Below are 14,407 nucleotides of genomic sequence, written 5' to 3'. Positions count from 1 at the left end.
ACGGCCTAATTTGAGGTCAGCGTTATAGCAGCGCGCGCCTCAGGCTCAAGCCGGGGTCTGAGCCCCAAGAGCGGTGCCACGCGCCCGATCAATTCAGCGGCAACCGGAACAGCTGTCCAGCCTGCGGTGCGGCGCTTTTCGCCATAGGCGACAATCGAGGGCTCATCCAGCGTGACGATCAGCACATATTTCGGATCATAAGCCGGGAAGATAGTGGCGAAAGTGGCGATAACCTTGTCGTCATAATACCCACCGCGTGGCTTGGGCTTGTCGGCAGTGCCGGTCTTGCCGGCTACGTCATAACCTTTGACATCCCCAAAGCTGGCGGTGCCATCCGTGACCACTTTGCGCAGCATGTTCTGCGCTTGTTTGGCCGTGTTTTCGGACATCACGCGTGGGCCGTATTGCGGACCATTGCGGCGCAGGATGGTCGGGCTGACATAGTGCCCGCCATTGGCAATCGCAGCGTACCCAGCGGCCAGATGCATTGGGCTGGTCGACAAGCCGTGGCCATAGGAGATGGTCACAGTGCTCAATTCGCCCCATTTCTTGGGCTTGAGAGGCTGACCGCCTTTGGCTTCGACGATTTCAAATGGGGTTGGGTCGAACATTCCCAATGCGTTCAGGAAGTCCTGCTGCCGCTTGGCCCCAATTTGCAAGGCCAAGCGACCGGTGCCCCGGTTTGAGCTATGGACGATCACATCGGCCACGCTGATCTCGCCATAGTTCTTGCCGTTGAATTCGCCGATCGGGAAACGCCCGATTTTCATCGGGCCGGATGTGTCGATGATCGTGTTGGAATTGACCAGCCCCAACTGAACGGCCTGTGCGGCGGTGAAGATTTTGAAGACTGAGCCCAACTCATACACACCCTGCACATAGCGGTTAAACAACGGGCTGTCCGAGGGGTCAAAGCCCGACGTCGGTGGGCGAGGACGATCATTGGGGTCGAATGACGGCAGTGAAGCCGCCGAGACAACCTCACCCGTATGGGCGTTCATCAGTACCGCCGATGCCCCCTTGGCATTCATGATCTTCATGCCACCATAGAGCACCTGTTCAACGGCTGCCTGAACGGTCAGGTCCAGCGACAGTTGCAGGGGTTTGTTGCCATTGGCCGGATCGCGCAGATAATCGTCGAATTGTTTTTCGACGCCCGCAACGCCGATCACTTCAGCTGCGCTGACACCTTCACGACCAAATCCCGAGCCACCCAGAATGTGCGCCGCCAGTCGGCCATTGGGATATAGCCGCATTTCACGTGGTCCGAACAGGATACCTGGATCTCCAATGTCATGCACGGCCTGCTTCTGCTCGGGCGAGATGCGTTTCTTGATCCACAGGAATTTGCGTTTGCCGGTGAAGTCCTTGACCAGCCTCTCTTTTTCGAGATCGGGAAAAATCGCCACCAATTGATCCGCGGCGGCAATCGGGTCAATCATCAGCGGCGGCTGGGCGTAGACGGAATAGGTGTCGAGATTGGTCGCGAGAATGCGTCCCTCGCGATCAACGATGTTCGCGCGTTGCATCGCGATGGTAGCACCCGGCGCACTGGCCAGTGGTTCCTGTGCTTCAGACGTGGCCAAAACGCCCATGCGGAAACCCACCACCGAGAAAGCGCAGAAGAAGAACAGACCCAATACCAGCAGGCGGCCTTCGGCGCGCGCACGGGCGCGGTCTTTCATGTCTTCGTGACGTTTGCGGATATTCTCCCGCTCGATCGTCTTCGGGTTCTCGCCCTTGGCGCGGGCGTCGAGGATTCGGGCCAGCGGACGGAGTGGTGTTCGGGTCATGGGAACTGCACCTCACCAAGTGCCTGCGTCTCGGCAATCGCCTGCAGTTCAAGCGGGTCGACTATGGGCAGGTCCGGATCTTCACCATAAGAAATCTGGTCCGCGCGGCCAAACTGTTCAGCGCGCAGAGGCAGCAGCCCGAGACGCTCGAAATTCAGGTCTGCTAGTTCACGTAGACGATCCGGCCGGTTCAGATAGGCCCATTCAGCGTTCAGCACCGCCAATCGTGCCTGCGCCATACCGATCTCGCCCTGCAATGACTGAGTTTCCTTCACCACCTGTTGGGTGCGGTAGTTTTCCTGATAGGCCCAGAGCGCCAGCCCAAAGACAGAAAGGGCCGTCAACATATACAAAATACTCTTCATCTTGCCCTTCCCCCCAGTTCCGGCATCCCGATGGCCCGTGCCTCAATTTCACCCGCCGGAGCATCTGTACGAATGGCGACACGCAACTTAGCCGAGCGTGCGCGTGGATTTTCCTTCAGTTCCTGCTCATCCGGCCCCACAGCTTTCCGGGTTTTGAGGGTGAATTGCGGCTTTTCCTGCACCATCTCGGGTGCATAGCGGTTCGCGCGGCCTGTCTTGCCCGCGCGCGATTGGAAGAACCGCTTGACCATCCGGTCCTCAATAGAATGGAAAGTGACTACAGCCAGCTGCCCGCCCGGCTTCAAAGCGCGTTCTGCTGCCATAAGGCCTTGAAACAGCTCTTCATATTCCGCATTCACTGCAATTCGCAGCCCCTGAAAGCTACGCGTCGCTGGGTGTGACTGACCGGGCTTCGGGCGCGGCAGGCAGGATTCGATAATCTCGACCAACCGCAAAGTCGTTGTGATCGGTTCATCGGTCCGTGCCTTCACGATGGCTTTGGCAATGCGACGGCTGGCGCGTTCTTCGCCGAAATGGAACAGGATGTCGGCCAGTTGCGTCTCGGTTGCCGTATTGACCAGATCAGCGGCACTCTCACCCTCCTGGCTCATGCGCATGTCGAGCGGGCCGTCTTTCATGAAGGAGAAGCCGCGTTCTGCCTGATCCAATTGCATTGAAGAAACGCCGAGGTCCAGCACGACGCCGTCCAGATTTTGCGCATAATCATCCATGCGCGAAAACACACCCTGCTGCATCACCAACCGATCACCGTATTTACTGGCCCAATCCGCGGCCATTTCAAAGGCCAGTGGATCGCGATCCACACCAATTACCTTCTCGGCCCCGACTTCGAGCAGACCGCGCGTGTATCCACCTGCACCAAAGGTTCCGTCCAGCCAAATGCCGGACACAGGCGCCACTGCAGCCAGCAACGGGCGTAGTAAAACAGGGATGTGAGGTTTGTCCGATGAGCTTTGAGCGCCGGCCATGCCGTCACCCGTCCCCAATGCCGTCGAGATACTGCATCGGATCGAAATCCTCTGGCAGATCGTCCAGCCATTCCTCGGTCGTGGCCAGTTCCTCGGCCTCGTATGTCTCGGGCTTCCAGATCTGAAAGGTATCACCAGCGGCGATAAAGAATGCCTCGTTCTCAAGATCGATCTTGTTACGCAACTTGGCGGGCAGAACCAGACGGCCAGTTTCGTCCACATTGGTCGGAAAGGACTGACCGTGGAACATCCGCTGCAGCATCCGACGCTGCATCGAGCCACGCGGCAGCGCGTCGATCTTGGCGTCCACCTCGTCGATCGCTTCCATCGTATAGCACTCAAGGTATTTGCGGCGGTGGTCGCCATAAACGATCACAAGCTCAGGATTGTCACCGGGCTGCCAGTTGGGATCGGACGCTTCAAGCACACGGCGAAACGAGGCCGGGATCGAGACCCTGCCCTTCGCATCCACCTTATGGTGGCTTTCACCTCTAAACCTGCGCGCCAAGACGACTGTCCCTTTCGCTTGCGCCCCACCTCAAAATTCACGTTCCCCCCGGATGAAAAACGGCGGGTTGATCTGCTGCCACTGATCAACCCGCCGCATTGACCCGCTTTGCGGGATGTCCAGCTGCGCGCGCCACCTGGGGGGATGTCTGCTCGCCCGCGCGCCGGATCTGTTGATTGATGAAAGCGAGATGCCTGTATGAAACCTGTTTTTGTATTTTTGGTTCGGGGTCGTTTGGCGCCCCTTAACTGTCCTCGCCCTCATCGGGTAAACAAGGGATGCCATGGGAAATCATGGAAATCAACAGGAATTTTGCAAGAAGAGAACTGATTCCGGCTTCAGAATAAGGTTAAAGCAATCGAAATCAGGGTTAAATGCACCATAAATTGTGATTTTTGTATCCATCAACACCACATATGCGCAACCCAGCGTTGAAAAATTTTTTCCCACGAATTCCCATTAAACCTCCTAATTGGCGATAAATCCGGTGCAAGCCCCCATGAAATCCGGCCAAGCAGGACGAATCGCGATCGCTTAGGAGGTCATTCCCATAGGCGACCCATGCTTTCCCATGGCACCGTTGCACCACGGGCTGGATCAGAGGCGAACAGCTCTACCCCCTCTTGATCTGACACAACATGCCCAAACAAATGCCAATCCCGCTTAAGGGATAAGCACCTTTAATCACGGCACCTGAACTGGCAAAAAGCCAACCGCATGCGAAAACCTATATTTTAAAGGCAATTATTGGGGTAGCCCGGATCATCCCGACAATCCATGCATTTGCTGCATAGCAGCATTGATGGCGCGAGCTATTGTGCAATCGCAGCATTTGCCTATCTTCAGTCTCAAGCAAGCGCCGGACGATGCCGGCAGCAACAAGAATGAACGGATGATGAAGATGGCAGTCGCAAGCACACAAACAGGTCTGAAGAGCGCTCCGGTATTTGGAGTCGCAGCACTGATTGAAACCGTAAAGACCCGCGTTGCGCGCTACCGCCTGTACCGCCAGACGGTAAACGAACTGTCGGCACTGTCGGATCGCGAGCTGGCCGATCTGGGCCTGCATCGTTCGATGATCCGTCGGCTGGCCCAGCAGGCCACCGAAGAGCAAACCGCGCAGTAAGCGCGACACAGATACTGAGATCAGGCCCATCCTCCTCCCTTTTGGGTCTGTAATCAGCGGCAACGTCTCTCCTCCTCCCTGACGTTGCCGCACCTAATACCGGCCCTGACTGCCGGAAGCCGATACATCGGGGCTCTCCTCCTCCCTGCCCTGATGTTGAAAGCGCGCGGCGACGCCTTCCTCCTCCCTGACGTCGCCGCGTCTTCCTCATACCGGGATCAAACCCGGGCTCGGATACATCCGGGCTTCCTCCTCCCTGCCCTGATGTAGAAAAGAACGGCGGTTCCCCTCCTCCCTGGGAACCGCCGTTTTTCGTTTTTGACGCACAAGATGTAAGCTGGGGCCGTGAACGATTTTCAGGAGTGTCCCATGGCCGCCTATTTCATCGCCCAGATTTCCATTCATGACCCGGATGGATACCAGAAATACCTTGAAGGCTTCATGCCGATCTTTGACCGGCATGGCGGGCGCCTGCTGACCATATCCTCAAAGCCCGTCGAAGTGATCGAAGGCAGTTGGGCAGAAGACGGTATTGTCTTGATGGAGTTCCCAGACATGGCTGCCGCAAACGCGTGGAAGGACGATCCGGACTATGTTGAGCTGGCCAAGATCAGGCAACAAACGGCGACAGCGAATCTGGTGCTGGTCGAGGGGCTGTAAGCGTCAGAACGGCACGTCATCCTTCGCAGTCAGAAAGCGCGAGACGACCTTTTTCGTTCCGGCCTTGTCAAATTCAACCTCAACCTTGTCGCCCTCGATGCCGATCACCGCGCCATACCCGAATTTCTGGTGAAACACCCGCTCGCCCAGCGTGAAACTGGCGACGGCAGTCGCATCAATCACCGTGTTCCGGCTTTCTTTCGGCTGAGACATCCCGTACTGCCCCTGCCGCGCCTGCAGACGTCTCCAACCGGGAGAGTTATAGACATTCGCCTCGGCCGCACGGGTTTCGATTCCGGCTGTAGTCTGGCCACCGCCATAGAGCCCCGGCGGCGTCAGCACCTCGACATGATCCTCGGGCAGTTCGTCGATGAAACGCGATGGCATCGAGTTCTGCCATTGCCCGAACACGCGTCGGTTGGCCGCGAAGGAAATCGTGCAGACCTCTTCGGCACGGGTGATGCCGACATAGGCCAGCCGCCGTTCCTCTTCGAGGCCCTTAAGGCCCGATTCGTCCATGGAGCGTTGCGAGGGGAACAAGCCATCCTCCCACCCCGGCAGGAACACGGCAGGAAACTCCAACCCTTTGGCCGCGTGCAGGGTCATGATCGAGACCTTAGCCCCGTCGCTGTCCTGCTCGTTATCCATCACAAGGCTGACATGCTCCAGAAACCCCTGCAGGTTCTCGAAATTGTCCAGCTGATTGACCAGTTCCTTGAGGTTTTCCAACCGCCCCGGCGCTTCGGGACTAATATGAACGAGTGGGTCACCGCGCTCACGTTCTTCTTCGGTCTGAGGCTTAAAGTAGGAGAACGTGTAGCCCGACTCATCCAATATTGTTTGGGCGAGTTCGATATGATCATAGCCGCGAGCAGACTCTGAAGGCATTGTTTCGACCACCGGTTCTAAGACATCATTGTTGTCTTCTTCCTGTCGATAAGATGCATCGTACTCTTCACCTAAGAGTGAGCGTGGCGGCCGCTGTGGCGTTTGTGAGGTTGCTGCTCGTCTTCCAGAAATAACAACAGAATTCCACCGCGCCAGCCCGTCGATCAACTCGCGCAACGCCTTGACGCCTCTTGCGCCGATCAGTTTTCTTTCAACAACAATCCGCGCGCCTTCGACCAGAGATACCCCGTTTTCGCGCGCCACCACCTGAATGGTCTGCTGCGCCTTGTCGCCAAGGCCACGTTTGGGCGTGTTCACGATGCGCTCGAACGCCAGATCGTCCTCGGGGCTGACCACCAGCCGGAAATAGGCCATGGCATCGCGAATCTCCATCCGCTCGTAGAATCGCGGCCCTCCGATCACCTTGTAAGGCAGCCCAATGGTCAGAAACCGGTCCTCAAAAGCGCGCATCTGGTGTGAGGCGCGCACGAGGATCGCCATCTCATCAAGGTTCATCGGTCGCACGCCGCGCGTGCCACCCTGCATCGCGTCGATTTCCTCGCCGATCCAACGCGCCTCTTCCTCGCCATCCCAATGGCCAATCAGACGAACCTTTTCGCCCTCTTCGCGGTCGGTCCAAAGCTCTTTGCCCAAGCGGCTTTCATTGCCACGAATGACGTTGGACGCAGCGGCCAGAATATGCGGGGTCGATCGGTAGTTTTGTTCCAGCCGAACTACAAATGCGCCGGGAAAATCCTTCTCAAACCGCAGGATGTTTCCCACCTCGGCACCGCGCCAGCCATAGATCGACTGATCGTCGTCACCGACGCAGCAGATATTCTTGTGTCCACCGGCCAGCAGGCGCAACCAGAGATATTGGGCGACGTTGGTATCCTGATACTCGTCCACAAGGATGTAGCGGAACCAGCGCTGGTATTGCTCCAGCACGTCCGGATGGGTCTGGAAAATCGTGACCATGTGCAGCAGCAGGTCGCCGAAATCCACCGCGTTCAGCTCGCGCAGGCGAGTCTGGTATTGGGCATAGATTTCGATGCCCTTGTGATTATAGGCCCCTGCATCTGCGGCAGGCACCTTGTCGGGCGTCAGGGCTCGGTTTTTCCAGTCATCGATGATCCCTGCCAGCATCCGCGCGGGCCAGCGCTTGTCGTCTATATTGGCGGCTTGAGTAAGCTGCTTCAGCAACCGTTTCTGATCATCCGTGTCCAGAATGGTGAAGTTCGACTTCAGCCCGACCAATTCCGCGTGACGACGCAACAGCTTGACGCAGATTGCGTGGAACGTGCCCAGCCAGGGCATTCCCTCTGCGGGTCGACCCAGCATGCGCCCTACGCGCTGTTTCATCTCGCGCGCGGCCTTGTTGGTGAAGGTCACCGCGAGAATCTCGTTCTCGCGCACCCGGTGGGTTCTGAGCAGATGGGTGATCCGCGCAGTCAACGCCTTGGTTTTTCCCGTTCCCGCGCCTGCCAGCATCAGCACCGGGCCATCTAGCCTCTCGACCGCTTCGCGCTGCGCCGGGTTGAGATCGTCAAGATAATCGCTTTGTGGCTTCATCGCCGCCATAGCCCGCGCCGACAGCGATGCGCCTTCGAAGGCGTCCATTTCGTCAAAACTGCTCATGGCCCCAAACTACGCCGGATGCGCGCCAAGGGAAAGAGTTTGTTCACGCCTTGTTCACAAGGATTTTGCCGCCACATCCGTTAAATTCTAAACAATCACCCACCGCCGTTAACCCCCTGTCAAACCTTGGCAATGATGCTTGGTTCAATGCAGTGGGAGTGCGGAATATGAAATTGAAGGATCGGCGACCGCTTGGCCATCGCCTGAAATGGGCGGGAATCACCATTCTGCTTATAGCGCTGGCTGCGACCGCGGGATGGAGCATTTATGCGCTGCCCGCTCCAGTCGTAGACCGTATGCTCAGAACCGATATTCTTAAACAGGCCGAGCTTTGGAAGCGCCGGGTCGTGTTGCATCTAGAGGATCCAGAAAACGCCCTGCGCACAGGGCAAATCGATCATCATGATGCCGAGTTTCTTTCTACAATGCCCGAGGCTTCGGATGTTTATCGCTTCAAACTGTTCGACACGTCCGGACGGGTGGTCTGGTCGACCCGCCCCGAGGAAATCGGCACCTCGGAACCGCGAAACTTCTTTCGCAGTGACGTGGCGCGGGGCATGACCCACTACATTCAGGAAACTGTTCCTTTGTCCGAAATTGACGGGCTTGATCTGCACACGGAAAACACCAGCAAAACCACCCAGCATCACGTGGCCGAGGTATTCATGCCGATCACCAAGAACGGCCGCTTCATAGGCGCGATCGAGTTCTTTACGGATTTCACCGACCTGCGCAGTACATTCATTTACCGGTTGCGGGTTTCTCTGGCGATTCTAAGCGGGATTGCCCTGTTTGCGTTGAGTGCGGTGAGTCTGGTGACCTATCGCACCAACCGGTATCAGCTCCAGTCGCTGAAAAACAGGTCAGACAAGGAACGCGAGCTCATGGATGATCAACTGCGCCTCGCGCGCGAGGTGCGTCTGCTGGGTGAGTTGAATGAATGGCTGCAATCCAGCCGGTCATTGGATGAGCTCTTCGATATGGTATCGCGTTTCATGACCCACATTCTGCCTGAGGCCGAGGGCAGCGTATATGTCTACTCAAACTCGCGCGATGTGCTGGATGGCTGTGCCAGCTGGAATGGTGGCTCGCACAAAGCGCACATTCATCCCGAGGGGTGCTGGGGTCTGCGACGTGGACGGACTTATGAATTCGGTGCATCCGAGGTCGATTTTGTCTGCGAACACGCTGAACCTCATGACGGACGGCCCTATTTCTGCTTTCCCATTCTTGCCCATGGCGAGACAGTGGGTTTGCTGCATCTGCGCGCTCATGAAGGCAGCGGAGAGGCGTTCCATGACAGTAAGAAACTGGCACAGCTGTGTGCAGAGCAAATCAGCATGGCCATCGCGAATGTCAGAATGCGGGATCAGTTGCATGACCAGTCCGTCCGCGATCCGCTGACCGGATTGTTCAATCGCCGCCACATGACTGAGACACTGCGCAAAGCCATCAGTCGCAGTCAGCAAACCGGCTCTCCGCTGAGCCTGATCGCGGTGGACGTGGATCATTTCAAAAAGTTTAACGATACGCATGGACATGACGCAGGTGACATGGTGCTGCGCGCGGTTGGATCGGCCCTTGAAACTGGGTGTGATCGGGATGAAGTGGCCTGCCGGATCGGCGGCGAGGAATTCATGCTGATCCTACCGGACAATACGCCGGATGATGCGATGACCCGTGCGGAACAGATCCGGCAGGCGGTCGAAGCGATCACGGTTCGGTATGGCGAGAAATCACTGCCGCGCATCACCATCTCAGTTGGGGTTGCACATTATCCGACCCACGGTGTGATGCCGCAGGATCTGATGCGTGTTGCTGATGATGCGCTGTATGCGGCAAAGGACAAAGGTCGCAATCAGGTGCAGGTTGGAAAATCCAATCAGACCGTCACGGACATTGCCGATCGAAAAAGGCCGGTGGTTTCAGGTTCCTCGACCTCTCTTGCTAAGCCTTAAGCCTATGCCGGTCGTTGCCTGCTTGCGACCGGCATGGCGTCTAGGAATTCGCTGATCTTGAAATCTTGGCCCTGTGCGCTTCCGAATCACTCGGATTGAGACGGATTTCAGAAGTGAAATCCACAGCCCTAAGCACATAGGGTACAGAAAATCTGACATCATAGATACAGTATTTGATGCTGCGGCGCAGCGCGTGTAAAGAAAAGCGGCAATAGGCGGCGATTGCGAGCGTTAACATGCCGGTTCTACCCAGAACTACATATGTACGTGGCTGTATTGTCCGCCTATTCACAAGGCCACACCTAGTAAAGACCGGGACCTGCAATGACAGACTTCAAGAAAATCCTGATCGCCAACCGCGGCGAGATTGCCATTCGCGTGATGCGCGCTGCCAACGAGATGGGCAAACGAACCGTCGCGGTTTTTGCCGAGGAAGACAAGTTGGGGCTGCATCGTTTTAAGGCGGATGAGGCATATCGTATTGGTGCGGATCTGGGACCGGTCGCGGCCTATCTTTCGATCGACGAGATTATCCGAGTTGCCAAGGAATGTGGCGCGGATGCAATCCATCCCGGTTACGGCTTGCTGTCCGAGAACCCGGATTTCGTAGATGCCTGTGTTCAGAATGGCATTACCTTTATTGGTCCCAAGGCCGAAACCATGCGCGCATTGGGCGATAAGGCCAGCGCCCGGAAAGTGGCGATTGCGGCTGACGTTCCAGTTATCCCGGCAACTGAAGTATTGGGCGACGACATGGCTGCCATCAAAACTGAAGCGGCCGAGATTGGGTACCCATTGATGCTGAAAGCCAGCTGGGGCGGCGGCGGGCGCGGAATGCGTCCGATCCTGTCCGAAGATGAGCTGGAAGAGAAGGTTCTGGAAGGACGTCGCGAGGCAGAAGCGGCGTTTGGCAATGGCGAGGGTTATCTGGAGAAGATGATCACCCGCGCCCGCCATGTCGAGGTTCAGATTCTCGGCGACAAACATGGCGAGATCTATCACCTCTATGAACGTGACTGCTCGGTCCAGCGCCGCAACCAGAAAGTCGTCGAACGCGCCCCTGCCCCTTACCTGACCGACGAACAGCGCGCCGAAATTTGCGAGCTGGGTCGCCGCATCTGCGCCCATGTGAACTATGAATGCGCGGGCACGGTTGAATTTCTGATGGATATGAACACCGGTAAGTTCTACTTCATTGAGGTCAATCCGCGCGTGCAAGTCGAGCACACTGTCACCGAAGAGGTAACGGGCATCGACATCGTGCAGGCGCAAATCCTGATTGCCGAGGGCAAGACGCTGGCCGAGGCTACCGGCAAATCCAGCCAGGACGAGATCCGCCTGAACGGTCACGCCCTGCAAACCCGTGTGACCACCGAAGACCCGCTGAACAACTTCATCCCCGACTATGGCCGCATCACCGCCTATCGCTCGGCCACCGGCATGGGCATCCGTCTGGACGGCGGCACCGCTTATGCGGGCGGGGTGATCACGCGGTTTTACGATTCATTGCTGACTAAGGTCACTGCCTGGGCGCCTACCCCCGAGAAAGCGATCGCCCGGATGGACCGCGCCCTGCGCGAATTCCGGGTGCGTGGCGTTTCCACCAACATCGCTTTTGTCGAGAACCTGCTGAAGCACCCGACCTTCCTGTCGAATGAATACACGACCAAGTTCATCGATGAGACACCGGATTTGTTTCAGTTCAAGAAGCGTCGCGACCGCGGCACCAAGGTTCTGAACTATATCGCGGACATCACCGTGAACGGGCATCCCGAAACCAAGGATCGCCCCGAACCACGCGCCGATCTGAAAGAGGCCAAGCCCCCCGCGCCCAAGGCCGAGCCCCAAATGGGCACACGCAACCTGATGGAGCAAAAAGGCCCGCAGGCAGTTGCCGACTGGATGAAGGCGCAGCGGCAACTGCTGATCACTGACACCACCATGCGTGACGGGCACCAGTCCCTGCTGGCCACCCGGATGCGCTCGATCGACATGATCAAGGTAGCGCCAAGTTATGCGGCGAACCTCCCCCAGTTGTTCAGCGTTGAATGTTGGGGTGGCGCGACTTTTGATGTGGCCTATCGCTTTCTGCAGGAATGCCCGTGGCAGCGTTTGCGCGACCTGCGCGAGGCAATGCCGAACCTGATGACCCAGATGTTACTGCGTGGCGCAAACGGGGTTGGCTATACAAACTATCCCGACAATGTGGTGCAGGAGTTCGTGCGGCAAGCCTCGCAGAATATCGACGTGTTCCGCGTTTTCGACTCGCTGAACTGGGTCGAGAACATGCGCGTCGCCATGGATGCAGTGATCGAGAACGGTAAGATCTGTGAAGGTACAGTCTGTTATACCGGCGATATCCTCGACCCGGATCGCGCCAAGTATGACCTGAAATATTATGTCGGTATGGCAAAAGAGCTGCGAGATGCGGGCGCGCATGTTCTTGGCCTGAAAGACATGGCGGGCTTGTTGAAACCAGCCTCGGCACGCATTTTGATCCGCGCGCTTAAGGAAGAGGTCGGCCTGCCGATCCACTTCCACACCCACGATACGGCCGGTATCGCCAGCGCCACTATTCTGGCGGCCTCTGAGGCGGGCGTGGACGCGGTGGATTGCGCGATGGACAGCTTCTCCGGCAACACCAGCCAAGCAACATTGGGGACCGTGGTCGAGGCGCTGCGTCATACCGAGCGTGACACCGGGCTGGACATCAAGGCCATCCGCGAGATCAGCGACTATTTCGAGGCCGTCCGTGGCCAATACGCGGCCTTCGAATCCAGCCTGCAGGCCCCGGCCTCCGAGGTCTATCTGCACGAGATGCCCGGCGGTCAGTTTACCAACCTAAAGGCACAGGCGCGTTCGCTGGGTCTAGAGGAGCGTTGGCACGAGGTCGCCCAGATGTACGCCGATGTGAACCAGATGTTCGGTGATATCGTCAAGGTGACACCGTCGTCCAAAGTGGTCGGTGACATGGCACTGATGATGGTAAGTCAGAACATGACACGTGAACAGGTTGAAGACCCGGCCACCGACGTCGCCTTCCCTGACTCGGTCGTGGACATGATGCGCGGCAATCTGGGTCAACCTCCGGGCGGGTTCCCTAACACGATCATCACCAAGGTACTAAAAGACGAAGTACCGAATACGGAACGCCCCGGCAAAAATGTCGAGGCCGTCGATCTGGAAGCCACCCGCGCCGATCTGTCCAAACAGCTTGAGGGCAAAGAGGTCGATGACGAGGACCTGAACGGCTATCTGATGTATCCCAAGGTGTTCCTGGATTACATGGGCCGCCACCGGACCTATGGCCCGGTCCGTACCCTGCCCACGCGCACCTTCTTCTATGGCATGGAACCCGGCGAAGAAATTACTGCCGAGATTGACCCCGGCAAAACGCTGGAAATTCGCTGTCAGGCCATCGGCGAGACCGACGAAAACGGCGAAGTGCGCGTGTTCTTTGAACTCAATGGCCAACCACGTGTGATCCGCGTGCCGAACCGGATGGTCAAAGCCACTACTGCGCAGCGGCCCAAAGCCGAAGTTGGGAATCCCGACCATATTGGCGCGCCGATGCCGGGCGTCGTGGCCACCGTTGCCGTCTCGGCAGGTCAAGAAGTACACGAAGGCGATCTGCTGCTGACCATCGAAGCGATGAAGATGGAAACCGGCATCCACGCCGAGCGAGACGCAACGGTCAAGGCCGTCCACGTCCAACCCGGTGGCCAGATTGACGCCAAGGACCTGCTGGTCGAACTGGAATAAGCCAGTTATCACATAAAGGCATACAGGGCCGCGCAGTTCTCTGCGCGGCCTTTTCAATATCAGGAGCTGTCATGCTGTCCATCACCCCGATCTACGCTGCACTGATTGCATTTCTGTTCATTGCGCTCAGCGTGAACGTCATCCTGCAGCGTCGCAAAGGCAAAATCTCGGTCGGAGATCACGGCGACAAGGCCATGATCAAAGCCATGCGGACGCAGGCCAACTGTGCCGAATATGCTCCTTTCGCATTGCTGCTGATCGCCATGGTTGAGTTGCAGGGCGCTGAAGCATGGCTTGTTAATCTGCTGGGTCTGATGTTGCTGGCCGGACGGCTGTCGCACGCCTACGGCTTCGGAAAGACGCCACAAACAATCATTATGCGACAGATCGGAATGTTACTGACATTCTCGGCGATTTTGGTCGCGGCCAGCGCGGGTCTTATTCTGGCGCTTTGAAGCACCTGATCGCTGTTATCCGATAGGAGCGTACCAACCAGGCTGAGCGCCGCTAAATCGGTGCGAGACCTCAGATTCCATGCGCTCGCTGTCAAATTTCGAAACCATGATCACAAGAATGATCATGACACCCAACGCTATGGCTTTCAAATCTGAGACATTGATCATCGTAACACCTTCCCGCGCAGCTTGCTTTGCTTTCCATTTGCTCTTGAACGCGTGAGGGGCAGGCATTCCGTCGAAATAATTTTCCAACGGCCCCATT

At 57.2% G+C, this 14,407-nt stretch carries 11 protein-coding genes; 5 read left to right on the top strand and 6 right to left on the bottom strand.

Features of this window, described 5'->3' with window-relative positions; all coding sequences use genetic code 11:
- Positions 1-5: 5 nt before the first annotated feature.
- Genes ACR0JR_RS12935 through mraZ form a run of 4 tightly spaced genes read right to left on the bottom strand, consistent with a single transcriptional unit; the run spans position 6 to position 3,655 of the window.
- A complete protein-coding gene (locus ACR0JR_RS12935) occupies positions 6-1,793 on the bottom strand; it encodes a peptidoglycan D,D-transpeptidase FtsI family protein (RefSeq protein ID WP_480456490.1) in 1,788 nt (595 codons plus the stop codon).
- Complete coding sequence (gene ftsL / locus ACR0JR_RS12930; protein WP_480456489.1) at positions 1,790-2,158, bottom strand: cell division protein FtsL; 369 nt, start codon at positions 2,156-2,158, stop codon at positions 1,790-1,792. The genes ACR0JR_RS12935 and ftsL overlap by 4 nt, the downstream gene beginning before the upstream one ends.
- Positions 2,155-3,147, bottom strand: coding sequence for a 16S rRNA (cytosine(1402)-N(4))-methyltransferase RsmH (gene rsmH, locus ACR0JR_RS12925; RefSeq protein ID WP_480456488.1), 993 nt, complete (start codon positions 3,145-3,147; stop codon positions 2,155-2,157). The genes ftsL and rsmH overlap by 4 nt, the downstream gene beginning before the upstream one ends.
- Before the next feature lie 4 nt (positions 3,148-3,151).
- Positions 3,152-3,655: a division/cell wall cluster transcriptional repressor MraZ gene (gene mraZ / locus ACR0JR_RS12920; RefSeq protein ID WP_170543605.1), complete on the bottom strand. Its 504-nt coding sequence runs from the start codon at positions 3,653-3,655 to the stop codon at positions 3,152-3,154.
- Positions 3,656-4,556: 901 nt separating this feature from the next.
- On the opposite strand from mraZ, the gene ACR0JR_RS12915 reads away from it, so the two are divergent.
- Complete coding sequence (locus tag ACR0JR_RS12915; protein ID WP_170781881.1) at positions 4,557-4,781, top strand: DUF1127 domain-containing protein; 225 nt, start codon at positions 4,557-4,559, stop codon at positions 4,779-4,781.
- A gap of 369 nt (positions 4,782-5,150) precedes the next feature.
- Positions 5,151-5,441 carry a DUF1330 domain-containing protein gene (locus tag ACR0JR_RS12910; protein ID WP_010442602.1) on the top strand — a complete coding sequence of 97 codons (291 nt, stop codon included), beginning with the start codon at positions 5,151-5,153 and terminating at the stop codon, positions 5,439-5,441.
- A 3-nt stretch (positions 5,442-5,444) separates the two neighbouring features.
- Here ACR0JR_RS12910 and ACR0JR_RS12905 read toward each other — a convergent pair whose 3' ends face one another.
- Positions 5,445-7,967, bottom strand: a complete 2,523-nt coding sequence (locus ACR0JR_RS12905) for an ATP-dependent helicase (protein ID WP_480456487.1) — start codon at positions 7,965-7,967, stop codon at positions 5,445-5,447.
- Positions 7,968-8,134: 167 nt separating this feature from the next.
- Here ACR0JR_RS12905 and ACR0JR_RS12900 point away from each other — a divergent pair, with 167 nt between their 5' ends.
- The 3 genes from ACR0JR_RS12900 (at position 8,135) to ACR0JR_RS12890 (ending at position 14,142) form a co-directional block, all read left to right on the top strand.
- Positions 8,135-9,925, top strand: a complete 1,791-nt coding sequence (locus ACR0JR_RS12900) for a sensor domain-containing diguanylate cyclase (RefSeq protein WP_480456486.1) — start codon at positions 8,135-8,137, stop codon at positions 9,923-9,925.
- A 324-nt stretch (positions 9,926-10,249) separates the two neighbouring features.
- Positions 10,250-13,687: a pyruvate carboxylase gene (locus ACR0JR_RS12895; RefSeq protein WP_480456485.1), complete on the top strand. Its 3,438-nt coding sequence runs from the start codon at positions 10,250-10,252 to the stop codon at positions 13,685-13,687.
- 71 nt (positions 13,688-13,758) lie between these two features.
- A complete protein-coding gene (locus tag ACR0JR_RS12890; RefSeq protein WP_480456484.1) occupies positions 13,759-14,142 on the top strand; it encodes an MAPEG family protein in 384 nt (127 codons plus the stop codon).
- Positions 14,143-14,157: 15 nt separating this feature from the next.
- On the opposite strand, the gene ACR0JR_RS12885 is transcribed toward ACR0JR_RS12890, so the two are convergent.
- On the bottom strand, positions 14,158-14,376 hold the full coding sequence (locus tag ACR0JR_RS12885) for a hypothetical protein (RefSeq protein ID WP_480456483.1): 219 nt from the start codon (positions 14,374-14,376) through the stop codon (positions 14,158-14,160).
- Positions 14,377-14,407: the final 31 nt, after the last annotated feature.

Source organism: Ruegeria sp. AA3 (assembly GCF_056542905.1).
The sequence above is the reverse complement of the archived record's forward strand: the minus strand, read 5'-3'. Positions and strand labels throughout refer to the sequence as shown.

Bases quoted from the DNA above. Each gene is read 5' to 3' on its own strand.
- ACR0JR_RS12935 (WP_480456490.1), bottom strand. From the start codon at position 1,793: ATGACCCGAACACCACTCCGTCCGCTGGCCCGAATCCTCGACGCCCGC.
- ftsL (WP_480456489.1), bottom strand. From the start codon at position 2,158: ATGAAGAGTATTTTGTATATGTTGACGGCCCTTTCTGTCTTTGGGCTG.
- rsmH (WP_480456488.1), bottom strand. From the start codon at position 3,147: ATGGCCGGCGCTCAAAGCTCATCGGACAAACCTCACATCCCTGTTTTA.
- ACR0JR_RS12915 (WP_170781881.1), top strand. From the start codon at position 4,557: ATGGCAGTCGCAAGCACACAAACAGGTCTGAAGAGCGCTCCGGTATTT.
- ACR0JR_RS12910 (WP_010442602.1), top strand. From the start codon at position 5,151: ATGGCCGCCTATTTCATCGCCCAGATTTCCATTCATGACCCGGATGGA.
- ACR0JR_RS12905 (WP_480456487.1), bottom strand. From the start codon at position 7,967: ATGAGCAGTTTTGACGAAATGGACGCCTTCGAAGGCGCATCGCTGTCG.
- ACR0JR_RS12900 (WP_480456486.1), top strand. From the start codon at position 8,135: ATGAAATTGAAGGATCGGCGACCGCTTGGCCATCGCCTGAAATGGGCG.
- ACR0JR_RS12895 (WP_480456485.1), top strand. From the start codon at position 10,250: ATGACAGACTTCAAGAAAATCCTGATCGCCAACCGCGGCGAGATTGCC.
- ACR0JR_RS12890 (WP_480456484.1), top strand. From the start codon at position 13,759: ATGCTGTCCATCACCCCGATCTACGCTGCACTGATTGCATTTCTGTTC.
- ACR0JR_RS12885 (WP_480456483.1), bottom strand. From the start codon at position 14,376: ATGCCTGCCCCTCACGCGTTCAAGAGCAAATGGAAAGCAAAGCAAGCT.